Source organism: Rhizobium beringeri, assembly GCF_004306515.1.
GTDB classification, from domain to species: Bacteria; Pseudomonadota; Alphaproteobacteria; order Rhizobiales; family Rhizobiaceae; genus Rhizobium; species Rhizobium beringeri.
In genome coordinates this window covers 4,717,540-4,741,544 of the sequence record NZ_SILG01000001.1, presented here as the reverse complement: position 1 = coordinate 4,741,544, position 24,005 = coordinate 4,717,540, and the positions used below count along the sequence as shown (strand labels likewise).

Sequence of the window (24,005 nt, the reverse complement as noted above, 5' to 3'; positions counted from 1 at the left end):
GCCAGTTTGAGGCCAAACTCATGGAAAGGGTCGCTGAGGCGACCCTTTTTTATTGTCTTGATGTCTTTATTGTCTTGATGTCAGGCGTTGACGAAAGATCGAAATCTCACTACTCATAAAGTCATCAGATGACTTTATGAGTAGTGAGATGCGAACGCTGAGCAAAACCAATCTCGCGGATGAGGCGATCGAGGCGATCCGCGGCGACATTCTCGGCAAACGCTGGGCACTCGGCGAGAAACTGCCGAATGAAGCCTCGCTGTCGGCCATGCTTTCCGTCAGCCGGGGCACGGTGCGCGAGGCGGTGCGCGTTCTCGTCTCCCAGGGTTATCTCGAAACAAGGCAGGGTTCGGGAACCTATGTCCGCTCGACGACCGATGCCGGCCGGCCGCTGACGATGGCGCGCCGCGCCAGCCTGCGTGATCAGTTCGAGGCGCGCTTGGCGCTCGACGTCGAGGCAGCCCGGCTGACGGCGATCCACAAGACGCTGGAGACGGTTGCCGGGCTTCGCAGGCTGCTTGCCGAACGCGGCAATTACGACGGCGGCGATCAGGCCGCCTTCATCGAACGCGACCTCGCCTTCCACAAGGCTGTCATCGCCGCTTCGGGCAACCGGGCGATGATCGAGATCTATGATTTCTTCTCGGCCTCGATTGCCGATACCATCGCGGCGACGCTCGGCAAGGATATTCCCGAGCCGGACATGCAGGCGCATGCCGATATCGTCGACGCCATCGAAACCGGCGATCCCGACAGGGCGGATGCGGCGGTGCGCCGTTTCATGGCGCCCGTCCTTGCCGCACTCGACCGGATGATCCTGTCATGAACACGCCTTCCAACAATGCCGCCAGCGCGCTCGACCCCGTCGACGAATTGCTGATCGACGCCGAGGCCGGCAGTCTTCCGCCGCCGCAGGCAACGTCGATGCGGGGAGCTGCGGGTCGTTTCCTACTCGGCGCGAGCCTGGTGCTGATCGCCTTCAACCTGCGCCCGGTCTTCTCGAGCGCCTCGGCGCTTCTGCCGGAAATCCGCTCGGAGCTCGGCCTCAGCGCGCTGGGCGCCAGCCTGCTGACGACGCTGCCGGTCGTCTGCCTCGGTGCCTTCTCGCCGCTTGCGCCTCGTCTTGCCCAGCGCCTCGGGACTGAGCGCACGCTGCTCGGCGTTCTCCTGCTTCTCGCACTCGGCACTGCATTGCGCGGGCTTTCCTCCGTGCCGCTGCTCTTCATCGGCACGGCCCTTGCGGGCGCCTGTATCGCTGTCGGCAATGTGCTGCTGCCGGGGCTGGTGAAGCGGGATTTCGCCGGGCGCGCGGCGCTGATGACCGGCTTCTACACGATGGCGCTCTGTGCCGGGGCGGCAAGTGCGGCCGGGCTGACGCTGCCGATCGAGCACGCACTCGGCGGCTCTCTCGCGGGCGCGCTCGCCATCTGGGCCCTGCCCGCCCTGATCGTCAGCCTGCTCTGGCTGCCTGAGGTTCTTCGCAGCGGCGGACAGGCAAGACGAAATGGTTTCCACGTCAAAGGCCTCTGGCGCGACCGGCTTGCCTGGCAGGTGACGCTGTTCATGGGGCTGCAATCGGCACTTGCCTATTGCGTCTTCGGCTGGCTGGTTCCCATTCTGCGGGAACGCGGGCTCGACGGCGTCACTGCCGGGGCGATCGTTTCCCTGTCGGTGATGGTGCAAGCCGCATCCTGCCTGATCGTGCCGCATATCGCCGTGCGCGGCCGCGACCAGCGGCTGATCAATGCGAGCCTCTGCGGTGTCGCCGTCATCGCCCTTCTCGGCTTGCTCTTCGCACCGCTTTCGACCGTCTGGCTGTGGGCGGTGCTGCAGGGCATCGGCCAGGGCGGCCTGATCGCGGCGGCCATGACGACGATCGTGCTGCGCTCGCGCGATCCCGATGTCGCCGCCCATCTTTCCGGCATGGCGCAATGCGTCGGTTACCTGCTCGCCGCCATCGGCCCGCTCATCGTCGGCCTCATCCGCGGCTGGACCGGAAGCTTTTCCTGGTGCGCAGTCCTCTTCGTCGCGCTCGGGCTCGGCGCCGCGATCAACGGCTGGAAGGCCGGCCGGGCGGTCGAGATCAATGTCCATGCCGTCGAAAAGGACGGCTGAGCCGCTCGCTCACCTGTCCATCACCATCTCTTGATGCCGGTCGTCGGCCGCGGATGTTACGCTATCTCAGCCTCTCATTCCCGACCGCCGGAGGAGACATCTTGCGCATACGAACCCTGTTTCTGCTCACCGCGCTTGCAGCAATGCTGGCCCCCGCCCTTTCCTATGCGCAGGAAAGCGATCAACCGAGGACGAATGTCCAGAGCGGCGCGCGCGACGGCGTGCTGAAACTGCTGCCAACCGATTCCGTCACCGAGCACGCGCTGACGATCGGCGACCGGAAGCTCGCCTATACTGCAACCGCCGGCACGCTGGATCTCTTCGGCCAGGACGGCGCGCAGACCGGCGCGATCTTCTACACCGCCTATGTCGCAAGGGATGGCGGGCCGAACCGGCCTCTGACCTTTGCCTTCAACGGCGGGCCGGGTGCTGCTTCCGCCTTCCTGCATCTCGGGCTGGTCGGGCCGAAGGTACTCGATTTCGGGCCGGATGGACGCGACGGCGCCAATGCGAAACTCGTCGACAACCCGCAAAGCTGGCTCGATTTCACCGATCTCGTGCTGATCGACCCGATCGGCACCGGCTGGAGCCGGACGGCAAAGGCCGACGACGCCTCCAATTATTATAACGTCGGTGCCGATGCCCAGAGCATCGCCAAGGCGATCGCGCTCTATGTAGCACATAACAACCGTTCCAACTCGCCGAAATATCTTCTCGGCGAGAGTTATGGCGGCTTCCGCGCGGCCAAGGTCGCTTCGGTGCTGCAGGAAAGCCAGGGCATCATCGTCGCCGGCGCTGTGATGCTTTCCCCCCTGCTCGAGGGCCAGCTGATGTTCAATGCCGATCAGTTCGCGCTCGGCGCAGCGCTGGAGCTGCCATCACTGGCGGCGGCCGAACTCGACCGGCACAAGGCCTTTGACGAAGAGAAGCAGAAGGAGGCCGAGTCATTCGCGCTCGGGGACTATCTGACGACGCTGGCCGGCCCGCCGCCGACGGGCGCCGATGCCGCCGCCTTCTATGGCAGGATCGCTCGCCTGACGGGCATTCCAGAGGATATCGTCACCCGCAACCGCGGCTTCCTCGGCAGCTCCTTCGTCAAACATTCGGACGCGGGCAGCGGCGAGGTGATGAGCGCCTATGACGCCTCCTTTGCAGCACCCGATCCCTATCCGGAATCGGATTACGACCGCGGCGACGACGCCATCCTTGACGGCTTCACCCGCGCCTATGGTGGGGCCTTTGCCGATTACGCCCGCAACGAGCTCGGCTTCAAGACGGAGATGACCTATTCGCTGCTCGACGGCGATATCAGCCGACGCTGGGAATGGGGCGGGGGACGCGGAGGCGGATCGCGCTTCCAGGCCAGCGCCACCGACGACGTCCGACAACTGCTCGCCTCGAACCCGGCCTTCCACCTGCTGATTGCGCATGGCTACAGCGATCTGGTGACGCCTTACAGCGTCAGCCGTTACGTGGTCGACCATCTGCCGCCCTCGCTCGCCGGCGGCCGCGTCGGGCTAAAACTTTATCGCGGCGGGCATATGTTCTATACGAAAGCCGATCAGCGGGCCGCCTTCACGGCGGATGCGAAGGCCTTCTACGCCTCACACCCGGCCGGTCAGCCGGCGGACTAAAGCGTGGGCGCAATCTTTCAGATTCGCCTGCCACGCTTTGGTTCTTTGTTTTCCGCATGTCATGATCGCCAAACCGGTCTACACTTTTGCGCGACATGCTTTGGGGGGCTTGCCGATGCATATCACCGGAGGATGCCATTGCGGTGCGATCCGCTATCAGGCGGAGATCGATCCGCAGCGGATCTCGATCTGCCATTGCACCGATTGCCAGCGGTTGACGGGCTCGGCCTATCGCATCACCGCACCGGCTCGGCCGGGAAGTTTCACGCTCCTATCAGGCGAGCCGAGAGGCTATGCAAAATATGGCGACAGCGGCGGTCTCAGCCGGCAATTCTTCTGCCCGAATTGCGGATCGCCGCTCTACCGCACGGATGGTGAAGGCGGCGCGATCGGCATCCGCGTCGGCGGCATCGACCAGCGGCGGGAACTGACGCCGAAAAAGCAGATATGGTGCCGCTCGGCTTTGCCCGGGGTGGAGAATATCGAGCCACTGCCGCGCTTCGAGGGTGAGGATTAGGCTGGCGCCGACTTAACATCCCACCCTTATTCCGGCAGAGGCATATCAGGCCAGTTGTCGGTCACGCCGGCTTGTACCGGGCGCTCCAGATAGGTGGAAAGCGCGATGTAGCTGCGGGTTCCGGAGACGCCGGGAACGGCATGGATCTGCGCCAGAAAAGCCTCCAAGGCCTGCGGGCTGGCGGTGCGGACCTTGAAAAGAACGCTGGCGTCGCCGGCGACCGAATGCATCTCCTCGACCTCAGGAAACTGCAGAACCTGCATCAGTCGCTCGCTCTTGCCCCAGCCGGCCGCTTCCACATGCACGAAGGCAAGCAGCGGCTTGCCGAGCGCTGCGCCATCCAGCGCGGCATGCACGCCCTTGATGGTGCCGGATTGTCTCAGGCGGCGCACACGCTCATGCACGGCCGGCGCCGACAGGCCGACCGCTTCGCCGAGCCTGGCATAACTCTGGCTGCTGTCGGCGGCGAGCGCGGCTAATATTTTTCGGTCGAAGGCATCGATAACCGGCTGCTGTGGGCGTCTTTGCCGAAGATCCTCTGTATTTTTCGCCATTCCGCAAAATCCCCTTTCTGCCGAAGAATAATCGCCAATACTGCCATTCTTCAACAGAATATTCGGAAGAGGAGAAATTTCATGGAGATGATCGCGCGCAATCCGGCAAGCGGGGTCTACCCGGCCAGCCCTGATTACATCCATGCGCTGGAGATCAAGTTTCCATCCCGGCTGCTCTTCGTCAGCGGCACGATGGGCCTCGATCACGAGGGAATGGCGGCGTCCGATCTGAAAGGGCAATTGGAGCTCATCTGGTCCAATCTGCGTGCCATCCTCACTTCCGCCGATATGACGGTGGACAATATCGTGCGGCTGACGAGCTATCTCAGCGACGTCGCCTTTATGGAGGCGAACCAGAATGCCCGCCTTCGGGCACTTGGCGGCCGCGCCGTGCCGACCACGGCCATCATCGTCGAAACGCTGCGTGACGACTGGCTGGTCGAGATCGAGATCATCGCTGCCGGCTGACGGCAGATCGGCCGTCGCACCGCAGGGTGCGACGGCGGCGGCGATCAGGCCGCCTGTTTCAACAGGCCAAGCGCCTCGGCCAGATCGACCTCGCCGCGGAAACCGCCGCTGCTTTTCGCGTCCTGCCGATGCTCGATCGCATGGGCAAAACGCACAGCCGGCTCCTGCTGCATGCGCTCATAGAGGCGATGCAGGCCGGGAAACTGCCGGCGGTCGACGACCTTGTGGAAATCGTTCCAACGGGCGACCCCGACGAAATAGGCGTCGGCCAGGCTCGGCCCGTTGCCGAGAAGCCATTCGCGCCCATCGAGCAGACGCTCAAGCGTCTGATGCGCCTTTTCGACCGCTGCGACGCCATAGGCGGCGAGGGCCTGTTTCTGTTGCGGCTCCAGCGGATGTTCGAACGCATACCAGAGCGGACCGAAAGCCTTGAAGAAGGTCGTGTTGAGAAAGGCGAGCATCTGGTTCAGACGATCGAAATCCGCCGACCCCTGCGCAAAACCCAGACCGTTGCCGACCGCGCGGGCGCCGATATGGTGGAGGATCGCCATGCTTTCGCTGATCGTCCTGCCATCCTCGAGCAGCAGCGACGGCGTTTCGCCGACTGCGTTGATCCTGGCGTAGTCATCGGTGGAGACCGTTTCCGGCATCTCGACGCGGCAGAGCCGATAAGGCAGACCGGACCATTCGAGCGCGATGATCGAGCCGAAGGAGCAGCCCTCCGGCACGCCGTAAAACAATATGGGTGACATCAATCGTTCCTTTCAGAATTGAACCCGTTTGGACGCGATGAATGTGAACATGCGGACGATCACGCGGTAGAGGCTATAAATGCATCGCAATGTCCACATATCTGGAAGATGGTAATGGCACTCTTCAACCTCAACGACCTCCATCTTTTCGTGCAGGCCGTCGACAGCGGCAGCTTTACCGCCGCGGCCAGACATCTCGGCATTCCGAAATCGACGGTGAGCAAGCGGGTAGCTGAGCTGGAGGGACGGCTCGGTGTGCGGCTGATCCAGCGCACGTCGCGAAGCTTCGCGCTAACCGAGCTCGGCCGGGAATTCTTTCAGCACGCCCAGGCCTCGATCATCGAGGCGGAGATGGCCGAAGGCATCGTGCGGCGGCATCTGGCCGAACCCGCCGGCAGCGTTCGCCTCACCGCCTCGGTGCCGACAGCGCAGTTTACCTTGACGGAGCATCTGCCGGCGCTGACGGCACGCTATCCGAAGCTCCGGCTTTCCGTACATGTGACGGACCGCTTCGTCGATATCGTGCAGGAAGGCTTCGACATCGCGCTGCGCAGCCACCGTGGGCCGCTGCCGGATTCGGCGCTGGTGCAGCGGAAGCTCGCCAGCCATCCCTTCTACATTCTCGCCTCGCCGGATTATATCAGCGCCCGTGGCGAACCGCGCCGGCCGGAGGAGCTGGCACTGCATGCGACGATCATGACGAGCCTGACGGAGGATCAGTGGCGGCTCTATTCGGCCGGAGATGAGGCTCTTGTCACGCTGCATTCCGTCATGGCGGCGGATGAGCCCCATGTCTTGATGGAAATGGCCGTGTCGGGGCTCGGCATTACCTGCCTGCCGGCATCCGTCTGCCGCAAGGCGCTGGCAGACGGGCGGCTGGTGCGGGTGCTGCCGGAATGGACGGCGGGCAGCATCGAGACGACGATCCTGATGCCGCATCGGCGTGGCCAACTGCCGGCGGTGCGCGCCGTCGTCGATTTTCTGGCGGAACGGCTCGGCGACTAGAGCCGCTTCTCACTTTTCCTTGATTGCTTGGTGATCACGCCGCCTTGGCGGCGTGATATTCCTTGATCGCGACCATCTTGATCGCCGGATGACGCTCGGATTCGTAACGCAGCGAGAAACCGTCCTGGGCGAGGAAGACCGGGTCGCCGTCGAGATCGCGGGCGATATCGCCGCGTTTGACGGTGAGGAATTTTTCGAGATCGGCCGGCTGTTCGGCCGAGATCCAGCGGCAGACGGAGAAACGCGACATTTCGAAGGAGACCGGCAAGCCGTATTCGGCCATCAGCCGCTCCTTCAAGACGTCGAGCTGCAGGGCGCCGACGACGCCGACGATCGCCGGCGAGCCGTCTTCCGGCGAGAACAGCTGGACGACGCCTTCTTCAGCCATCTGCTGCAGGGCCTCCTTGAGCTTCTTCGCCTTCATCGCGTCTTCCAGGCGCACGCGGCGCAGGATCTCCGGCGAGAAGTTCGGCACGCCCTGGAAGACCAGGGATTCACCTTCGGTCAGCGTATCGCCGATCCGGAGCGTGCCGTGGTTCGGAATGCCGACGACGTCACCGGCATAGGCGGTGTCGGCCAACTGGCGCTGCGAGGCGAAGAAGAATTGCGGCGCCGTCAGGCCGAGCTGTTTGCCGGTGCGGGCAAGCCTTGCCTTCATGCCGCGCTCGAGCTTGCCGGAGCAGATGCGGGCAAAGGCAATGCGGTCGCGGTGGTTGGGGTCCATGTTGGCCTGGATCTTGAAGACGAAGGCCGTCATCTTGTCGTCGGTCGCATGCACGGTCCTGGTATCGGCGACCTGGTCACGCGGCGGCGGCGCAAAATCGCCGAGCGCGTTTATGAGGTCGCGTACGCCGTAGTTGCGCAGCGCCGAGCCGAAAAAGACCGGCGTCATATGGCCTTCCAGGAAGGCCTGGCGGTCGAACGGACGGCAGGCCTCGATCGCCAACTCGGTCTCCTCGACGAAGACCTGGCGCTCGTTTTCCGGCAGCCGGCCGGCCACGCTTTGCGGACCGTTGACCGGCGTTCCCTCGATTTCGGTATCCGAACCGCGCACCGTGTTGGCGGCGATATTGTACGAGCCGCAAAAGGTCTTCGAGCGGCCGATCGGCCAGGTGATCGGCGCCGTATCCAGCGCCAGCTTCTCTTCCACCTCGTCGAGGATCTCGAAGGGATCGCGGCTTTCGCGGTCCATCTTGTTGATGAAGGTGATGATCGGGATATCGCGCATGCGGCAGACTTCGAAGAGCTTCAGCGTGCGCGGCTCGATACCCTTGGCGGCATCGATGACCATGACGGCGGCGTCGACGGCCGTCAGCGTGCGATAGGTGTCGTCGGCGAAGTCCTCGTGACCCGGCGTGTCGAGGATGTTGAAGACATTGTCGTTATATTCGAAGGTCATCACCGAGGTGACGACGGAGATGCCGCGTTCGCGCTCGATCTTCATCCAGTCGGAGCGCGTCTGCATGCGATCCTTCTTCGCCTTGACTTCACCGGCAAGCTGAATGGCGCCGCCGAACAGCAGCAGCTTTTCGGTGAGCGTCGTCTTACCCGCGTCCGGGTGGGCGATAATAGCGAATGTGCGGCGGCGGGAGACCGCCTCGGCGAGACTTTCGGCCATACTTGTGAATCCTGTGGAATTGCCGCGTATCTAGCGATTAAAGCCCGGCAATGCAATTGACCTCGGGCCTTCCGGCGCAAAGTAATGGGCCATGACCATTCATCACGACACGCGCCCGACGCTGAACCTCATCCGCTTAGCCAATGGCGAAGGCCTCGATCTGCCCGCCTATGAAAGCAAGGGAGCAGCCGGCATGGACCTGCGCGCTGCCGTCGACGAGACAGCACCGCTGACACTTCTGCCCGGCAAACGGGCGCTGGTGCCGACCGGCTTCATCTTCGAGATTCCCGAGCATTTCGAGGGGCAGGTGCGGCCGCGTTCCGGCCTTGCCTTCAAAAACGGCATCACCTGCCTGAATTCGCCGGGCACCGTCGACAGCGACTATCGCGGCGAAGTGAAAGTGCTGCTCGTCAATCTCGGCGAGGAAGCCTTCATCATCTCCCGCGGCATGCGTATCGCCCAGATGGTGATCGCGCCGGTAACCCAGGCGCGGGTGGCGGAGATTACCGAGGCAAGCGAAACGATGCGCGGCGCAGGCGGCTTCGGCTCCACCGGCGTCTGATGGCAGAGCGCCTCGACAGCGCGGGCCTGACCTTCCGGCAGGATTATTTCGGTGACGCCGCCGGCTGGGCGGCTCTGGTCTGTCTGCTCAGGGATATTTTCGGCATCGATATCGGACCGCTGCAACAGCTTGGCGGACCCGATCCGACCAGCATGCCCTTCGGCTGGTTTGATGCCGAAGGTGAGCTTGCGGCCAATATCTCAGCCTTTGCGCTGCCCTTCGTCCTCAATGGCAGGATCGTCCATGCCGCCGGGCTGCAATCCGGCGCCGTGCGGCCACCATGGCGCGGCCACGGGCTCTATCGCGACGTCACGGTAAAAGCGCTCGACTGGTGCGAGAGACAGGGTTTTGAAGCCGTCATCCTCTATACCGACAAGCCGTCGCTTTACGAGCCCTATGGTTTCCACGCGATACCGCTGCACCGATATGAGGGAGCGGCACCCGCCCCTTCATCTTCCGCCGCGCCCGCCCGGCCGCTTTTGCCGACAAACGCGGATGATCTTGCCCTGCTGCAATCGCTGCTGAAAATACGAAGCCCGGTTTCGACCTCGCTGGCGGTCACGGTCAATGCAGCCATGTTTCTGATCAACACCCAGCTCGATCCCGATATCCGCATCAGCTTTCTGGCAGAGCGGGAGGCGGCCATCGCCTGGAAGATGGATGAGGCGGGCCGCTTCAGCCTCCTCGACGTCGTGGCGGCGGAGATACCGCCGCTTGCGGTAATCCTCACCGGGCTGGAGATCGCCCCCGCCTCCGTCGAGGTGCTCTTCCGTCCCGACAAGCTCAGCTGGGAGGGTGCTCCACAACAATTGGAAGGCGGCACGAGGCTGATGCTGCGCGGGCTCGGCGACGCCGCCCCGGATTTTCCGGCGATGCTGTCGCCGATGGCGGAATTCTAGAGCAGTTCCAGGAAAACTGCGCAGGGGTTTTGCGGCCGAAATGCGCAAAAACAAAAAGGCGTTTCGCCGCCCCTATTTCCGGCGCGAAAGCGGTGGCAGGCGGCGCTTGACGGGTGAGGCTTTGATCATCGCGGTGTTGGTCTCCGCCCTTTCGGCAACTCGGTCGAGGATACCGTCGAGGTCGGCCATCGAGCGGATGACCAGGCGGGCGATGAAACAATCATCACCCGTCACCTTGTCGCATTCGATGATTTCGGGAATTTCCTCGATGATGCGCTCGACGATGTGCAGCTGTCCCGGCAGCGGACGCACGCGCACGATCGCCTGCAGGGGATAACCGACGGCGGCGAGATCGAGATCGATGGTGAAGGCCTTGATGACGCCGCGCTCCTCCAGCCGGCGCAGACGCTCGGCCGCACTCGGCGAAGACAGGCCGACCTGCTGGGCCAGTTCCTTCAGCGAGACCCGCGCATTGCCGGCCAGCGCCTCCAGAATGGCCTGATCGATTTCGTCGAGCGATTGCACATCATTAGCCACAGCGAGACATTCTCCTCGTATGATTAGGCGGTACCGATAATTTTCCTTCTTATCCTTATATAAAATCGCCTCTCGTCGCAATATTCTTATGCCATCGAAATGGAGGCAATCATGGGCAGCGACATCAAAAGAGGCACAGCGGAAATGACGGCAGCGATGCTGATCTCAGGGACGATCGGCTGGTTCGTCGTCATGTCGGGACAACCGGTCAGCGGCGTGGTCTTCTGGCGCTGCCTGTTCGGCGCGCTCACCTTGCTTGTCATCTGCGGCGCGCTCGGGCTGCTGCGGCCCGGCATCATCACGCTGCGCGCCTTCGGCATCGCCATATTCGGGGGCGTCGCCATCGTCTTGAACTGGCTGCTGCTGTTTGCCTCCTACTCGCATGCGACGATCTCGATCGCGACGACGGTCTATAACACCCAGCCTTTCATGTTGCTCGTGCTCGGCGCTCTCTTTCTCGGCGAGAAGATCACTGCCACCAAGCTGTTCTGGCTGACACTCGCCTTCGCCGGCATGATTGCCATCGTCGAGGCAAAACCGGAGACTGGCGGGGCGACATCTGACGGTTACGGCCTCGGCATCCTGATGGCGCTCGGCGCGGCCTTCTTCTATGCGCTCGCTGCCCTTGCCGCGAAATGGCTGAAAGGCACGCCGCCGCATCTGATCGCGCTCATCCAGGTCGCAACCGGCATGCTGATGCTGGCGCCGATGACCGACTTTTCCCATCCGCCCGGGGATGTTGGGTCCTGGGCGATCCTGGTGACCGTCGGCGTCGTCCATACCGGGCTGATGTATGTGCTGCTCTACGGCGCGATCCAGAGGCTGCCGACGCATCTCACAGGCGCCCTTTCCTTCATCTATCCGATCGCAGCAATCCTCGTCGACCGGCTGGCCTTCGGCCACGCACTGCAGCCGATGCAGATCGCAGGTGCGGCGATCATTCTCCTTGCCGCCGCCGGCATGAATCTCGGCTGGACGCCACGATGGCTGCGGCCGCGGGCGCTGGAGAGCTGAGAACCGGGCAGTCCGGGCATGACAGACATGCCCGGTTTGCCGATGTTACCTCTGCGGCCGCGTCGTTTCGAACAGGAACCATGTGCGGCGCTCGGCCTCGTCGATCCAGACCTCCAGCAGGCTCGTTGTCGCCACGTCATTGTGCTCAGCACAGACCTCATGCGTTTCGCGCAGCAGCGAGACGAGACGGCCGTTGTCATCACGCAGCTCGGCCAGCATATCCTCGGGCGTCACGTAATCGGCATCATTGTCGGCAAGGCGCTGCAGGCGGGCGATGTGGCCGATCGAGCGCAGCGTCACGCCGCCGATCTTGCGGGCCCGCTCGGCGATGACATCGGTGGTCGCGAAGATCTGCTCGCCCTGTTCGTCGAGCAGCAGATGGTAGTCGCGGAAATGCGGGCCGGACATGTGCCAGTGGAAATTCTTGGTCTTGAGATAGAGCGCAAACATATCGGCGAGCAGCGTGGTGAGCGCTGCCGAGATATCGGTAATGGCATTGGTCGGCAGATCCGAAGGCGTCTTCAGGGGCGCAAGTCTGGTCTTCTCGGCCTGTGTGCGGGACATCCGTTTTCTCCTTGGGTGACGAAGCGATATTGGGGACCTGATAGGGCGGCGATGACATCCTGATGAAGACGACCATGACGATGCGTGCCCACCGGAGTCTTCACCGCAAGAGATACGGGAGGCGCGCGGTTCTTCAAGGTCACGGGCGTGCGATGGCCAAGCATTCTTGCCGCTGATGCATCCATCAACGCCGGCGGATTGATGGTTCCGGGCGCCGGATATAAAACACCCGGGAAAGAAGGGAGCGATCCATGAGCCTTGCCGCCTTGCTGACCTATGCCGGAGCGCTGTTCATCGCCGCGGCCATTCCGGGACCCGGGATTACCGCAATCGTCGCGCGTGCGCTCGGCTCGAATTTCCGCGAGACCTTCTTCATGGGTCTCGGCCTGGTGCTCGGCGACATGACCTATCTCACAGCTGTCATTCTCGGCCTTGCCTTCGTGGCGCAGACCTTCACCGAGGTGTTCATAACAATCAAGATCGCCGGCGTCCTCTATCTCGGCTACATCGCCTGGAAACTTTGGACGGCGGGGCTGCTGCCGCAGGATATCGCGGCACGCAAATCCACCAATATCGGCATGTCTTTCCTCTCCGGCCTGCTGGTGACGCTGGGCAATCCGAAGACGATGCTCTTCTATGTCGCCCTGGTGCCGACGCTGATCGATATTGGCAATATCGGCCTGCGAGACTATGCGCTCCTGCTCACCGCCACCTTCGTCGTGCTGATCGTCGTGCTGGTGCCCTATATGCTGCTTGCCTCGCGGGCCCGCACGATGCTGAAGCAGCCGCGGGCCTTGCAGGCGCTGAACCGGGTTGCCGCCGGCATCCTCGCCGGCACGGCAGCCTTCATCGCCACGCGGGCGGCCTGAAATAAACATTCGGCAAGAAACGGTTTTCAAAGGTTTTTTTCCCTCCTGATCGCTCCTCCAGGTCGAACGCGGTCTGGCCTAGACGGGCCTTTGACCCTATTCTCCCCCTCGATTTCAGGAGCAGGATTTCAAAGGGAGAGCACCCATGTCGCACAAGCCCGGCCGCGGCCGCATTTATTCCTCAATCACCGAGACCATCGGCGACACGCCGCTCGTGCGCTTCGACAAGCTGGCGCGGGAAAAAGGCGTCGTGGCGAACCTGATCGGCAAGCTCGAATTCTTCAACCCGATCGCATCCGTGAAGGACCGTATCGGCGTCGCGATGATCGAGGGCCTCGAAGCGCAAGGCAAGATCACCCCCGGCAAGACGGTGCTGATCGAGCCGACCTCCGGCAATACCGGCATCGCGCTCGCCTTTGCCGCCGCCGCCAAGGGCTATCGGCTGATCCTCACCATGCCGGAGACGATGTCGGTCGAGCGCCGCAAGATGCTGGCGCTGCTTGGTGCCGAGCTGGTGCTGACCGAGGGGCCAAAGGGCATGAAGGGCGCCATCGCCAAGGCCGAGGAACTGGCGTCCTCCCTTCCCGATGCCGTCATTCCGCAGCAGTTCGAAAACCCTGATAATCCCGAAATCCACCGCAAGACGACGGCCGAGGAAATCTGGAACGATACCGACGGCACGGTCGATATCGTCGTATCGGGCATCGGCACCGGCGGCACGATCACCGGCGTCGGACAAGTGCTGAAGAGCCGCAAGCCCGAGATCAAGATCATCGCCGTCGAACCGGCCGATTCGCCGATCCTCTCCGGCGGCAACCCCGGCCCGCACAAGATCCAGGGCATCGGCGCCGGCTTTGCGCCAAAAATCCTCGATACCGGCATCTATGACGAAGTCGTCACCGTGACCAACGACGAAGCCTTCGAACAGGCGCGCCTCGTCGCCCGGCTCGAAGGCGTGCCGGTCGGCATCTCCTCGGGTGCAGCACTGACCGCCGCCATCAAGGTCGGCATCCGTCCCGAGAACGCCGGCAAGAACATCGTCATCATCATCCCCTCCTTTGCGGAGCGTTATCTCTCGACGGCGCTGTTTGAAGGGCTTGGCAGCTGAGGCAGGGTTTGGCCAGGGCTTCCCGGCTATCATCTTCACAGAATATCGGGGCGCTTCGGCGCCCCTTCTTGTTACGCCGCGGCCGCCAACGGCGGTAGGATCGACGGCAGCCTTGCTGCCAGCATCGACTTTCGTGCCGAATTACGCGCCAGCTAAGGGCATTGGTATTGCCGGGTCAAAAGCAAGATGCATAAGTTTTGAAATATGAATTCATACCCCCCACGCGGAGGTCGCCGTTATGGCTTTAGAGGCAATCAAATTATCTGGCCGCCATGTTGAGCTTGTTCCATTGGCGCACGAGCATCACGACGGACTTGCTAAAGCCGTGCAAGACGGGAACCTCTGGCAGCTATGGTACACGGGCGTTCCTGCACCTGAAGCTATGTCAGCCCACATTGATCGGTGTCTAGGCCTTCAGGCGACAGGTGCGATGCTGCCCTTTGCAGTATTTGATAGAGCTAGCGAGAGCGTGGTGGGAATGACCACCTACATGAATATCGACCCTGCAGGCCCGCGTGTCGAAATCGGAAGCACCTGGTATGCCAAACGCGCTCAGCAGACTCCGCTGAACACCGAAGCAAAGCTGCTGCTGCTGTCGCACGCATTTGACAGCCTCGACTGCCTAGCTGTCGAATTTCGTACGCACTTCCTCAACCATCAGAGCCGCCGCGCAATTGAGCGCCTTGGGGCGAAGCTAGACGGAATTTTGCGCCAGCATATGCGTATGCGCGACGGTACCCTTCGCGATACTTGTGTCTACAGCATCATTCCATCTGAATGGCCTGCGGTGCGCTCCAATCTCGAGTGGCAACTTGAAAAGCCTCGCTGATACATAGTCCCAGTGCGTCGACAGTCGACGTCGGCGCTGGCTTCGTCGGCATCGGCGGAAGCGGAGTTGAGACTGGCTGCAACCATGCGCGTCAGCCTAGCAGTGCGGTGATCATCCGTTGCGACCCAGACGGATCCTCGAGCACGGGAGTTAGATCGCTCACCTGGTCCAGGGCGCCGACGACTGGAAGTTGTTTGACCAAGGGGTCCCGTATCCCCTTGAGGGTTGCCTCGACCAGATCGTCGGCATTGATCGTCGTGAAGGGGCGTTCGAAGTATGGACCAATGACCGGCTCGACCTTGCCGCCGATGCCGTCCGCCTGTTGGCGACGTGCCAGCGCAAGATAGGCCGAAGCGAGTGCCTCTCCGCGCGGCTGCCATCCTTCGGCCAGCAAGACCCGCTGCAACAGCGGTGACAGGGTTTCGGCCAGCGGCAGTTTTCCGAACGCACTGCCAAACCACTTCGCGTACGGCGCATAGCGGCGGTCGAGGAGGAAAGCCATCCGCATGACGTCACGCACGAGCCGGCTCGCAACCACGCGGGACCCCAGATCGTCGCCGACCTGTCCTGCTCGGCCAACAAAGGCCTGCTCCTCGGCAATACGCCGCCACTGACAGGCGATTTTGTAAAGCCACACGTCGTCAGGGAAATAGGCCAGTGCCGTTCGGGCCCGTGTCAGCCGTTTGTCGTCATCATGGAAAACGGCACCTCCCGTGAAGGCGAGCAGCCGCTGTTCGGCAAAGCCCAGCCACTGCAAGGGAGCAAGGTTATCGGCGGACCGAACGGCCAGAAGCCGTTCCAGCGTGGCCTCAAGGGTGTGGAATTCGAGGCCGTGCTCAATGGCGCCTGCCGCCTCCGGGCCATTTGCAGGAGGATGTGGGCGGCTCCGCCACCCAATAGGTTCACCAAGGTAGCTGGCGGGTGCCACCTGCGTGAATTCAACGACCAACCGTCGGGCATAGTCGCTGAATCCATCTGTGCTCAAGAAGACGTGGACCCGAGGCCCCCAGTTGTGATCCCTGGAAACCTCGTCGTCTAAACCAAGCAGCTCCGATCCAAATCCAATTAACGCCGCTGAATGTGCGAGTTCCGGCGCGACACTGGTCATCCAGGGCCTGACAACGTCCGCGTAGAAGCGACGCGATAACTCAATCCCCTGCATGACCTCTCCTTCAGATCACCGTTCCGTTCAGCGCGCTTCGGCTACCCTTTTCTTAAGCCGCAGCCGTCAGCCTCTCGCCGGCGATCCTGTAGGAGATCGCTTCGGCGAGATGGATGCGGCCGACCGTCGGTTTGCCGTCGAGATCGGCCAGCGTGCGGGCGACCTTGAGCACGCGGTGGTAACCGCGGGCGGAGAATTTCATCTTTTCGGCGGCGTCGCGCAGCAGCTGCAGGCCGCTGGCATCGGGCTCGGCCAGTTTCTCGATCATCGCGGTGGAGCAGCGGGCATTGGTGCCGATGCCCTTTGCGCCGGTGCTTTCGAAGCGCTCCTGCTGGATCTCGCGGGCGCGGGCGACGCGGCGGGCAACGTCGGCGCTGGTTTCGGCCGCCATCGGCCGGATGAGGTCGGCGGCGGAGACGGCCGGCACGTCGATGCGGATATCGACGCGATCCATCAGCGGGCCGGAGATGCGGGCCTGGTAATCGCTCATGCAGCGCGGGCCGCGGGCGCAGGTATGGCCCGGCTCGCCGGCCATGCCGCAGCGGCAGGGGTTCATCGCGGCGATCAGCTGGAATTTTGCCGGATAGGAGACTCGGTGATTGGCGCGCGCAATGACGCATTCGCCGCCTTCGAGCGGCTGGCGCAGCGCATCCAGCGCCTGCGGCGTGAACTCGGGAAACTCGTCGAGAAAGAGCACGCCGTGATGGGCAAGCGAGGCTTCGCCCGGACGGGCGCGCAGACCGCCGCCGACGAGGGCTGCCATGGTGGCGGAGTGATGCGGGGTGCGGAAGGGCCGACGATCGGAAAGCTTGCCGCCGGAGAGTTGACCGGCGATCGAATGAACCATCGACACCTCAAGCAGCTCGGCGGCCGAAAGCGGCGGCAGGATCGATGGCAGCCTTGCCGCCAGCATCGACTTGCCGGAGCCCGGAGGCCCTACCATTAAAATGGTCAGCGGACCGGTCTTCCGCTTTCACCTCAGGAGACACGCCTACACATCATGTAAGAAGCTTCCCGCCCAGTGCAAAAGCACCGGCTATAAGTGCCGCAAGCGCCGTCAGTAGTGACCATAATTGAGCGGGTTTGAGAGTGCCCACGAGCTGCGCGACAGTCATCGTCGCTGGGGAGATTGCAGAATCTGTTGGAGTTCCGATGGGCGGTCCATTCTCTAGGAGTTTTGACTTCCAACTAGCTAGCACCCCATTGAATTCTTTAGTAGTTAGGGCGGTTTCGTTGAGAGGCACCGTCTGTACATACCAATCGTACCCAGGTTCCAACAAGCCTTCGCTCTTCACACCCTCTTCAACGATAACAAGAAGCGGCTTGCGTCTCACATAAGACATCGCTGCCTCAATGTGATTCCAAGGGGTTGCTAGTCTGATTTCCCCAAGCGCCTTCTGTCGACCTCCCCCGCGCTTTTCCAGCCCTTCGGGAAAGTATGTTCGCTCAAGAGCCACCACCACAGTTCCAACGCACCTATCGATCAACTGCTCGACCGTTCGCAACGGTGCTTCAACAGAAAAGGTGTTGCGACCGACGGTGTGCGGGATCAGGCCTTCCGACCGTAGACGGTCCTCCAACAAACTAACGAAACGTTCTTGTTGATCGTTGGCAGTTCCGCCAACACTGATGAAGATGTCTTTGCTATCCATGGTTCTGCCCCAGCTAATTGAACGGAATTATTGCAGAGGGGGACTGCCATCACAACCTGTTCTGGCTTCAAACGGCGAGGCAGTCATGGCCTTTCCGTCGGAGCGGAAATTGCTTCAGGAGACCGCTCAGGGTAGCCATTTGTTTGTCGGGAACTGCGGCCGTCTACTGCATGCGTTCGGGAATGACGGCGAGGTATCCCCTCGCCTTGGAGGTTTCCAACTAGGAACACAATGAAAAAGTGGGGCCGCGTTTAGCAAGACATGTACCCACGGACGGAATGGGTGCAGCATCCCCAAGGTAGAATCACGAAAAGGAATTCGTCATGTTCATGCAATTGCATCCGGGGACTGTCGAGTTACCGCGCACCAGCAATAGGAAGGCATTCCTGTTTGAGAGGACAGACCCCAATACCATGGCGAGCGTTCATGAGCACTAGCCTGCCCGCCCAGGAAGGGGTGGACGTCGATCGACTGGCACAGCTCTTCCGCGATTGTACTCAGTCCTACAAGTTCCTCTTCTTCCGAGGCATCGTGGCCAGGTTGCACAAGAGCACATGCGAGCACATGCGGTTTGATGAACTACTCGCCGAGATGCTCGTTGCTGCCTGGTGGCCCGCAGTCGTCGGTCGCTTGGCCATTGGCAACGCTGCCGACAACGATACATTGACCGCGCTTCTTGGCACTATTGGCGATGCCCTGCACGAAAAGCTAGCGCCAAGAGAAGTACATGAGCTGGCGCGTTTCTGGGTTAAACGCGAACGTTCAAGGGGATGCCTACGTTACGTCCCAGATGCGTTGCTCAGCCCTTGGAAAAAGGGTGCGCAACATCCGCCACTCTATCGAATTCTCGTTGACGGCATCGAACTCTACAAACCGTGGCGAAACTATCTCGTCAACAACCTGCCGATTGTCAGCGGATGGGCAGACGGCGCTTGGCTGGGATGGATACAGACAAGAAATCCTAACGTGCCTGTTAGCATGGCGAAACTGGGGCCACCTTCCAAGCGGATCAGTTTAGCGCTGGAGCGAAAGTTCTTCCTAACCGGAATGTCGGGGATGCCTCTCGAATGTATCTATTCGGAGGAACATGTGGACGAAGGCGATCTCAGTCTCGATCACTTCCTACCCCGCAGCTTCGTCGGTCATGACCGTATATGGAACCTTGTACCCGTCGCGAGATCAGTCAACTCGGCAAAAGGGGCACGCCTACCTCAGCCAAGATACCTGGAGAGACTTGTTCGCGTGCACCATGTCATCATCAACGGCGTACTTCCGACTGCCGGAAGTGTAGAGAAAACATTCCTCGACCAGTACTGCAGCGATCTGCGACTTCCGCCTGACCGCCTCACCGACGCCGACGCGCTTCTTGACGCCTACACTGGTCTGGTGTTGCCAATGATGGCCATCGCTCAACGCATGGGCTTCCCCGCTGGCTGGCCATGACAGGCATGTACCGATTTTAAAGACCCTTAGTTCCGGAGATTGGCCTGTGGGGCCGTTTTATTTGGCGATTAATGTAGCATAATATCAGAAGATTATGGCCGCCGGCCGCGGCCACTTCGAGCGCCCGCTTGGCGCTTTCCTGGCCCTTGATTTCGGCAAGATCCGGCAGGTTTGCCGCATTGGCCCGGATCGATGCCTCCGGCCGAGACAGGACCTGCGTGCCGCGGAAATGATTGGCAAGGGCAATCAGGCTGCGGGGTGCGAGGATATCGACGTCCGAACCTGCCCAGGCGGCTTCGGCGCCGCTTTCGGCCGGGCAGATCAGCCCCTTGCCGAGCGCATTGGCGCCGATCGCAGCCGGCAGCGCGCCTGATATGGCGGCGATCGTGCCGTCGAGGTTAAGCTCGCCGACGACGACAAAGTCCGACAGGGCATCGGCGGGAATGGCGCCGAGGGCGGCCATCAGGGCAAGCGCGATTGGCAGATCGAAATGCGAGCCCTCTTTCGGCAGGTCGGCAGGCGCCAGATTGACCGTCACGCGCTTGGCCGGCAGCGCCAGGCCGGAGGCGTGGAGGGCGGCCTGCACGCGCTCGCGGCTTTCGGCAACCGCCTTGTCAGGCAGGCCGACGATCTGCATCCCGACCTTTCCGGGAGCGACCATGACCTGGACCTCGACCGGCACACCTTCGATACCCTGAAATGCAACCGTACTGACACGCGCGACCATAAGCCCATCCCCTTGCCGCAAACTTTATATACCGCCCTGCAGCCTTTATTCGATGCATGTCGTGGCCCCAAAACCGCTGCACAGTTTTGGGCGACATGCATTAAGGCCAGCGGTTGCAATCTGGCATGGACGCCGGAATAAAACAAGAACAATCAAAGAACGTAGTCACGCATCCGCTGTGACCTTGGTTGTGCTCGGTCGCGGGACCAGAACGGTCATGGGCAGCAGGCTCAGCCGCGCTTGCGCTCGATCGCATCCCAAAGCAGGGCTGCGACATCGGCGCCGCCGAACTTCTTGACCTCGCGGATGCCGGTGGGCGAGGTGACGTTGATCTCGGTCATGTAATCGCCGATCACATCGATGCCGACGAGCAGGAAGCCGCGCTCCCTCAGCGCCGGGCCGATGCGGGCGCAGATTTCCTGTTCGCGCGGCGTCAGTTCGGTCGCCTCGGCGCGGCCGCCGACATGCATGTTGGAGCGGCTGTCGTGTTCGGCCGGCACGCGGTTGATGGCGCCGGCGAATTCGCCGTCGACCAGGATGATGCGTTTGTCGCCCTTGCGCACGTCGGGCAGATATTGCTGGGCGATGAAGGGCTCGCGGAAAAGCTGGCCGAACATCTCCAGCAGCGAAGAAAGATTGCGGTCGTCGCGGGTCGAATGGAAGACACCGGCGCCGCCATTGCCGTAGAGCGGCTTCAGGATGATATCGCCCATCTCGTCGCGGAAGCGGCGGATCTCGGCGGCATCCTTGGTGATCAGCGTCTTCGGCATCAGGTCGGAGAATTCGGTGACGAAGATCTTCTCCGGCGAATTGCGCACCCAGGCCGGATCGTTGACGACGAGCGTCTTCGGATGGATGCGCTCGAGCAGATGCGTCGAGGTGATATAAGCCATGTCGAAGGGCGGGTCCTGGCGCAGCAGCACGACATCCATGGTCGCGAGATCGACGCGCTCCGGCGCGCCAAGCTCGTAGTGATCGCCCTTGACGTCGCGCAGCACCATCGGCTCGACGCTGGCATAGAGCTTGCCGTCACGGAAGCTCAGGCGGTCGGGGGTATAATGGAAGAGCTTGTAGCCGCGCGCCTGGGCTTCCAGGCTCATGGCGAAGGTGGAATCACCTGCGATATTGATGCCTGCGACATGGTCCATCTGGACCGCTACATTGGTGATCTTGGCCATTTCCATCCCTCGCTGAATGCCGGACAGATGTAGGTCGGCCAGATTTCAAACGCAACGGCCAATCAAGGGCTTCCGGCGCTGGAGCATTTTTGTTTTTTGCGCAATTCCGGACGCAAAACCGCTGCACACATTTGCTGGAATTGCTTTTCACCGCGTTTCGAGTTTCCGCATCAACCGGCCGCGATAGCTATCGAGAATGACGGCGAGCACGATGACGGCGCCGATGACGATCGGCTTGATATTGTCGTCGGCGCCCAAGAGCTGCAATCCCGTCGACAGCACCTGCAGAATGCAGGCGCCGACCAGCGTGCCGACAATCGAGCCTTTGCCGCCCGAAAGGCTGGTTCCGCCGATAATGACGGCGGCGATCGCGTTCAACTCGTAGCCGATGCCCGCGACCGGGCTGCCGACATTGAGACGGAGCAGATAGACCATGGCCGCAATGCCGGCCGTCAGCCCTGAGATCGTGAAGACGGCGATCTTGTACCGTTTCGGCTCATGCCCCGACAGCCGGACAGCCTCTTCATTGGTGCCGATCGCGAAGACGAAGCGCCCGAAGACGGTGTAGCGCAGCACGAACCAGCCGATGAGGACGACGACGATCGCAATCAGAAAGATCGACGGAAATATGCCCCAGAAGATCAGGTTTCCGAAATCGACGAAAGGCTGAGGCAGGCCGGTGATCGTGGAATTGTCGCTGACCACGCGCGCCAGGCCGCTGGCGACGTTCAGCATGCCAAGGGTGACAATGAAGGAAGGAAGCTTCCACTTCTCGCAAATCCACCCGTTGACGGCGCCAAGGATGGCACCCGTGCCCATCGACGCAAGACATGCGAGAACAATCGCCTGCCATGGCGAAAACGCCGGATTGATCATGATCGTCGCACCGATCACCGTGCAAAGGGCAAGCAGCGACCCGACCGAGAGATCGATGCCGCCAACGAGGATGACGAAGGTCATGCCCGCAGCAAGCACGGTGTTGATGGCAATCTGCACGAAGATCTTCAGGAAGTTCTCCGGCGTTGCGAAATAAGGCGCCGTCGCCGAGAAAAACGCCAGGATCAGAATGAGGGCAATGGCGACGCCCGCCTCCTTCAGCGAGATCCGGACAAGCTTGTCCCAGACGCTCACCTCTTTCGCCTCGGTCTGTTTTTCAATGTTGGCGGACACGACTGTACTCCTTGTAGGCGAGCGAAAGGATCCTGCTCTCGTCAAACTGTTCCCGAACTATTTCGCCCGATATCTTGCCGTCGGAGAATACGATGATGCGATGGCAAATGCCCATGAGCTCCGGCAGATCCGACGATACGACCAGAACGCCTTTTCCTTCGGCGGCAAACTTCCACAGAAGCTCGTAAATCTCAGCCTTTGCACCGACGTCGATTCCACGGGTCGGCTCATCGAAAATCAGCACCTTGGGGCCGCGGAACAGCCATTTTGCAATGACGACCTTTTGCTGGTTGCCGCCGGAAAAGGTCCTGACGGCCTGATGGATCGACGGGGTCTTGATGCGCAGTTCGCGCACGAGGCGCTGCGAATGATCATCCTGCGCCCTTCGCATGATCAAGCCGTTGCGGGAGATCTTGCCGAGATCCGTTATGGTGGCATTTTCAGCGCAACTCATGTCGAGCATCAAGCCCTGCATCTTGCGGTCTTCGGTTGCCAGGCAGAGCCCGGCAGCAACGGCTTCTTTCGGCGAATGGATCTCAACCGGATCGCCATTCACGCGAATTTCGCCGGCCGCTTTGGCATCGGCGCCGAATATGGCGCGAACCGCTTCCGTCCGGCCGCTGCCGACAAGGCCGGCAATGCCGACGATTTCCCCCTTTGCCACGGAAAATGACAATTCCGGGCTATTGCGCGTCACCTTCAGGCCGGACACGCCGAGCGCCTCGCCGGACACGGTGCTGTCGCTGCGAAAAATGCCATGATCCGAAAGCTTGCGCCCGACCATGAGTTCGACGATGTCAGGAATAGCAAGTCCGGACAGCGGACGCGTGATCACATGCTGGCCATCGCGCAGCACCGTCACATCGTCACCGACGTCAAAGATTTCCTCCAGCCTGTGCGAGATGTAGAGCGTGGTCACGCCACGCCGCTTCAAGCGCTTGAGAATTTCAAAAAGGCGATCGACCTCCTTGGAGGTCAGGGTCGCCGTCGGTTCGTCGAGAACGAGAAGCTTGCTTTCGTAGCAAAGCGCCTTGGCAATCTCGACCAGTTGAAGCTGGGCGACGCTGAGGCGGCTCGCCAGTGTCGTCGGAGCCACGTCGAGGCCAACCTCTTCCAGGAGTTCAGCCGCTCTGCTGTTCATCGCCTTATAGTTCACCAGGCCGTATCGGCGTGGCAGATGCTCGAACAGCAGGTTTTCCGCCACCGTCAGGTTGGAAAGCGGATGCAGCTCCTGGTGAATGACCCGGATGCCCGCCTTGAACGCCTCCAACGGCGAGGCCGGATGGTATTGCTTGCCGTCGAACAGGATGTGACCGTCATCCGGCCTGAAGACACCGCCGAGCAGATTGATCAGGGTCGACTTTCCAGCACCGTTCTCGCCCAGAAGAACGTGCCCCTTGCCGCGGCCGATCCGCATGGAGACATCCTTGAGCGCCACGACGCCCGGGAAGCGCTTGCCGATCCCTTCCAGCCTCAAAATGTCGTCATCTGCTGCATCTGACATGGCGACCTCATGCACGCTCTGTTCGAACTCCACGCAGCACGCATCCCAGGGGCTCGGAAGCGAGCCTCCCCTGAAGCGATCAACGCGTCAATCGGTTGGTAGCGGTGAGCGCCGGCCGCAGCCG

The 24,005-nt window shown here is 61.7% G+C and carries 23 protein-coding genes and 2 pseudogenes; 13 read left to right on the top strand and 12 right to left on the bottom strand.

Features of this window, described 5'->3' with window-relative positions:
- The first annotated feature begins 148 nt into the window (after positions 1 to 148).
- The 4 genes from ELH03_RS23555 to ELH03_RS23540 all read left to right on the top strand — a co-directional run bounded on the left by ELH03_RS23555 (position 149) and on the right by ELH03_RS23540 (position 4,266).
- Positions 149 to 826 (top strand): FadR/GntR family transcriptional regulator, encoded by a 678-nt coding sequence (locus ELH03_RS23555; protein ID WP_128405400.1) that lies wholly within the window; start codon positions 149 to 151, stop codon positions 824 to 826.
- Positions 823 to 2,115: a CynX/NimT family MFS transporter gene (locus ELH03_RS23550; RefSeq protein WP_128405399.1), complete on the top strand. Its 1,293-nt coding sequence runs from the start codon at positions 823 to 825 to the stop codon at positions 2,113 to 2,115. The genes ELH03_RS23555 and ELH03_RS23550 overlap by 4 nt, the downstream gene beginning before the upstream one ends.
- 101 nt (positions 2,116 to 2,216) lie before the next feature.
- On the top strand, positions 2,217 to 3,749 hold the full coding sequence (locus tag ELH03_RS23545; protein ID WP_128405398.1) for a S10 family peptidase: 1,533 nt from the start codon (positions 2,217 to 2,219) through the stop codon (positions 3,747 to 3,749).
- Positions 3,750 to 3,864: 115 nt separating this feature from the next.
- Positions 3,865 to 4,266 (top strand): GFA family protein, encoded by a 402-nt coding sequence (locus tag ELH03_RS23540; protein WP_105008030.1) that lies wholly within the window; start codon positions 3,865 to 3,867, stop codon positions 4,264 to 4,266.
- A gap of 26 nt (positions 4,267 to 4,292) precedes the next feature.
- On the opposite strand, the gene ELH03_RS23535 is transcribed toward ELH03_RS23540, so the two are convergent.
- Positions 4,293 to 4,874: an Lrp/AsnC family transcriptional regulator gene (locus ELH03_RS23535; protein ID WP_128405397.1), complete on the bottom strand. Its 582-nt coding sequence runs from the start codon at positions 4,872 to 4,874 to the stop codon at positions 4,293 to 4,295.
- A 27-nt stretch (positions 4,875 to 4,901) separates the two neighbouring features.
- Between ELH03_RS23535 and ELH03_RS23530 the strand changes: the two genes are divergently transcribed.
- Positions 4,902 to 5,288: a RidA family protein gene (locus ELH03_RS23530; RefSeq protein ID WP_128405396.1), complete on the top strand. Its 387-nt coding sequence runs from the start codon at positions 4,902 to 4,904 to the stop codon at positions 5,286 to 5,288.
- Positions 5,289 to 5,332: 44 nt separating this feature from the next.
- Here the strand turns inward: ELH03_RS23530 and ELH03_RS23525 are convergent, their stop codons facing one another.
- Positions 5,333 to 6,040, bottom strand: a complete 708-nt coding sequence (locus tag ELH03_RS23525) for a glutathione S-transferase family protein (protein WP_130766690.1) — start codon at positions 6,038 to 6,040, stop codon at positions 5,333 to 5,335.
- 114 nt (positions 6,041 to 6,154) lie between these two features.
- Here ELH03_RS23525 and ELH03_RS23520 point away from each other — a divergent pair, with 114 nt between their 5' ends.
- Entirely contained in the window at positions 6,155 to 7,045 is an 891-nt protein-coding gene (locus ELH03_RS23520; protein WP_128405394.1) for a LysR substrate-binding domain-containing protein, read from the top strand.
- Between the two features lie 34 nt (positions 7,046 to 7,079).
- Here the strand turns inward: ELH03_RS23520 and ELH03_RS23515 are convergent, their stop codons facing one another.
- Positions 7,080 to 8,663, bottom strand: coding sequence for a peptide chain release factor 3 (locus ELH03_RS23515; protein WP_011650148.1), 1,584 nt, complete (start codon positions 8,661 to 8,663; stop codon positions 7,080 to 7,082).
- A gap of 91 nt (positions 8,664 to 8,754) precedes the next feature.
- Here ELH03_RS23515 and dut point away from each other — a divergent pair, with 91 nt between their 5' ends.
- Entirely contained in the window at positions 8,755 to 9,225 is a 471-nt protein-coding gene (gene dut, locus ELH03_RS23510) for a dUTP diphosphatase (RefSeq protein WP_128405393.1), read from the top strand.
- Positions 9,225 to 10,124, top strand: a complete 900-nt coding sequence (locus tag ELH03_RS23505) for a GNAT family N-acetyltransferase (protein ID WP_128405392.1) — start codon at positions 9,225 to 9,227, stop codon at positions 10,122 to 10,124. The genes dut and ELH03_RS23505 overlap by 1 nt, the downstream gene beginning before the upstream one ends.
- A 72-nt stretch (positions 10,125 to 10,196) precedes the next feature.
- Here the strand turns inward: ELH03_RS23505 and ELH03_RS23500 are convergent, their stop codons facing one another.
- Positions 10,197 to 10,661, bottom strand: a complete 465-nt coding sequence (locus ELH03_RS23500) for an Lrp/AsnC family transcriptional regulator (protein ID WP_128405391.1) — start codon at positions 10,659 to 10,661, stop codon at positions 10,197 to 10,199.
- Between the two features lie 99 nt (positions 10,662 to 10,760).
- Between ELH03_RS23500 and ELH03_RS23495 the strand changes: the two genes are divergently transcribed.
- Positions 10,761 to 11,675: a DMT family transporter gene (locus ELH03_RS23495; protein WP_197727780.1), complete on the top strand. Its 915-nt coding sequence runs from the start codon at positions 10,761 to 10,763 to the stop codon at positions 11,673 to 11,675.
- 45 nt (positions 11,676 to 11,720) lie between these two features.
- Here ELH03_RS23495 and ELH03_RS23490 read toward each other — a convergent pair whose 3' ends face one another.
- The gene (locus ELH03_RS23490; RefSeq protein ID WP_130766689.1) at positions 11,721 to 12,239 is read right to left on the bottom strand and encodes a Dps family protein; all 519 of its coding nucleotides are present in this window, start codon (positions 12,237 to 12,239) and stop codon (positions 11,721 to 11,723) included.
- A gap of 251 nt (positions 12,240 to 12,490) precedes the next feature.
- Here ELH03_RS23490 and ELH03_RS23485 point away from each other — a divergent pair, with 251 nt between their 5' ends.
- From ELH03_RS23485 to ELH03_RS23475, 3 genes are all read left to right on the top strand, one after another.
- Complete coding sequence (locus ELH03_RS23485; RefSeq protein ID WP_128405388.1) at positions 12,491 to 13,108, top strand: LysE family translocator; 618 nt, start codon at positions 12,491 to 12,493, stop codon at positions 13,106 to 13,108.
- Between the two features lie 145 nt (positions 13,109 to 13,253).
- On the top strand, positions 13,254 to 14,216 hold the full coding sequence (gene cysK / locus ELH03_RS23480) for a cysteine synthase A (RefSeq protein WP_003544751.1): 963 nt from the start codon (positions 13,254 to 13,256) through the stop codon (positions 14,214 to 14,216).
- Between the two features lie 238 nt (positions 14,217 to 14,454).
- Positions 14,455 to 15,045: a GNAT family N-acetyltransferase gene (locus ELH03_RS23475; RefSeq protein ID WP_128405387.1), complete on the top strand. Its 591-nt coding sequence runs from the start codon at positions 14,455 to 14,457 to the stop codon at positions 15,043 to 15,045.
- A 91-nt stretch (positions 15,046 to 15,136) separates the two neighbouring features.
- On the opposite strand, the gene ELH03_RS23470 is transcribed toward ELH03_RS23475, so the two are convergent.
- The 3 genes and pseudogenes from ELH03_RS23470 to ELH03_RS23460 form a co-directional block, all read right to left on the bottom strand.
- Positions 15,137 to 16,207 carry a DUF4037 domain-containing protein gene (locus tag ELH03_RS23470; RefSeq protein WP_128410950.1) on the bottom strand — a complete coding sequence of 357 codons (1,071 nt, stop codon included), beginning with the start codon at positions 16,205 to 16,207 and terminating at the stop codon, positions 15,137 to 15,139.
- Positions 16,208 to 16,259: 52 nt separating this feature from the next.
- A pseudogene (locus ELH03_RS23465) lies at positions 16,260 to 17,168 on the bottom strand (YifB family Mg chelatase-like AAA ATPase); the annotation flags it as partial.
- Between the two features lie 37 nt (positions 17,169 to 17,205).
- On the bottom strand, positions 17,206 to 17,859 hold the full coding sequence (locus ELH03_RS23460; protein ID WP_128405386.1) for a hypothetical protein: 654 nt from the start codon (positions 17,857 to 17,859) through the stop codon (positions 17,206 to 17,208).
- A gap of 426 nt (positions 17,860 to 18,285) precedes the next feature.
- Between ELH03_RS23460 and ELH03_RS23455 the strand changes: the two genes are divergently transcribed.
- Positions 18,286 to 19,302 carry an HNH endonuclease domain-containing protein gene (locus ELH03_RS23455; protein ID WP_128405385.1) on the top strand — a complete coding sequence of 339 codons (1,017 nt, stop codon included), beginning with the start codon at positions 18,286 to 18,288 and terminating at the stop codon, positions 19,300 to 19,302.
- Positions 19,303 to 19,381: 79 nt separating this feature from the next.
- On the opposite strand, the pseudogene ELH03_RS23450 reads toward ELH03_RS23455, so the two are convergent.
- The 4 genes and pseudogenes from ELH03_RS23450 to ELH03_RS23435 form a co-directional block, all read right to left on the bottom strand.
- A pseudogene (locus ELH03_RS23450) lies at positions 19,382 to 20,029 on the bottom strand (magnesium chelatase domain-containing protein); the annotation flags it as partial.
- A 230-nt stretch (positions 20,030 to 20,259) separates the two neighbouring features.
- Positions 20,260 to 21,207 carry a glutathione synthase gene (gene gshB, locus ELH03_RS23445; RefSeq protein WP_128405384.1) on the bottom strand — a complete coding sequence of 316 codons (948 nt, stop codon included), beginning with the start codon at positions 21,205 to 21,207 and terminating at the stop codon, positions 20,260 to 20,262.
- A gap of 147 nt (positions 21,208 to 21,354) precedes the next feature.
- The gene (locus ELH03_RS23440; RefSeq protein WP_003555988.1) at positions 21,355 to 22,377 is read right to left on the bottom strand and encodes an ABC transporter permease; all 1,023 of its coding nucleotides are present in this window, start codon (positions 22,375 to 22,377) and stop codon (positions 21,355 to 21,357) included.
- Complete coding sequence (locus tag ELH03_RS23435) at positions 22,361 to 23,881, bottom strand: sugar ABC transporter ATP-binding protein (protein ID WP_128405383.1); 1,521 nt, start codon at positions 23,879 to 23,881, stop codon at positions 22,361 to 22,363. Before ELH03_RS23435 ends, ELH03_RS23440 begins: the two co-directional genes overlap by 17 nt.
- Positions 23,882 to 24,005: the final 124 nt, after the last annotated feature.

Excerpts from the sequence above, each read along its gene's own strand:
- gshB (WP_128405384.1), bottom strand. The coding sequence starts at position 21,207 with ATGGCCAAGATCACCAATGTAGCGGTCCAGATGGACCATGTCGCAGGC.
- ELH03_RS23460 (WP_128405386.1), bottom strand. The coding sequence starts at position 17,859 with ATGGATAGCAAAGACATCTTCATCAGTGTTGGCGGAACTGCCAACGAT.
- dut (WP_128405393.1), top strand. The coding sequence starts at position 8,755 with ATGACCATTCATCACGACACGCGCCCGACGCTGAACCTCATCCGCTTA.
- ELH03_RS23505 (WP_128405392.1), top strand. The coding sequence starts at position 9,225 with ATGGCAGAGCGCCTCGACAGCGCGGGCCTGACCTTCCGGCAGGATTAT.
- ELH03_RS23555 (WP_128405400.1), top strand. The coding sequence starts at position 149 with ATGCGAACGCTGAGCAAAACCAATCTCGCGGATGAGGCGATCGAGGCG.
- ELH03_RS23515 (WP_011650148.1), bottom strand. The coding sequence starts at position 8,663 with ATGGCCGAAAGTCTCGCCGAGGCGGTCTCCCGCCGCCGCACATTCGCT.
- ELH03_RS23485 (WP_128405388.1), top strand. The coding sequence starts at position 12,491 with ATGAGCCTTGCCGCCTTGCTGACCTATGCCGGAGCGCTGTTCATCGCC.
- ELH03_RS23520 (WP_128405394.1), top strand. The coding sequence starts at position 6,155 with ATGGCACTCTTCAACCTCAACGACCTCCATCTTTTCGTGCAGGCCGTC.
- ELH03_RS23525 (WP_130766690.1), bottom strand. The coding sequence starts at position 6,040 with ATGTCACCCATATTGTTTTACGGCGTGCCGGAGGGCTGCTCCTTCGGC.
- ELH03_RS23470 (WP_128410950.1), bottom strand. The coding sequence starts at position 16,207 with ATGCAGGGGATTGAGTTATCGCGTCGCTTCTACGCGGACGTTGTCAGG.
- cysK (WP_003544751.1), top strand. The coding sequence starts at position 13,254 with ATGTCGCACAAGCCCGGCCGCGGCCGCATTTATTCCTCAATCACCGAG.
- ELH03_RS23475 (WP_128405387.1), top strand. The coding sequence starts at position 14,455 with ATGGCTTTAGAGGCAATCAAATTATCTGGCCGCCATGTTGAGCTTGTT.
- ELH03_RS23455 (WP_128405385.1), top strand. The coding sequence starts at position 18,286 with ATGAGCACTAGCCTGCCCGCCCAGGAAGGGGTGGACGTCGATCGACTG.
- ELH03_RS23530 (WP_128405396.1), top strand. The coding sequence starts at position 4,902 with ATGGAGATGATCGCGCGCAATCCGGCAAGCGGGGTCTACCCGGCCAGC.
- ELH03_RS23550 (WP_128405399.1), top strand. The coding sequence starts at position 823 with ATGAACACGCCTTCCAACAATGCCGCCAGCGCGCTCGACCCCGTCGAC.
- ELH03_RS23435 (WP_128405383.1), bottom strand. The coding sequence starts at position 23,881 with ATGTCAGATGCAGCAGATGACGACATTTTGAGGCTGGAAGGGATCGGC.
- ELH03_RS23490 (WP_130766689.1), bottom strand. The coding sequence starts at position 12,239 with ATGTCCCGCACACAGGCCGAGAAGACCAGACTTGCGCCCCTGAAGACG.
- ELH03_RS23495 (WP_197727780.1), top strand. The coding sequence starts at position 10,761 with ATGGAGGCAATCATGGGCAGCGACATCAAAAGAGGCACAGCGGAAATG.
- ELH03_RS23540 (WP_105008030.1), top strand. The coding sequence starts at position 3,865 with ATGCATATCACCGGAGGATGCCATTGCGGTGCGATCCGCTATCAGGCG.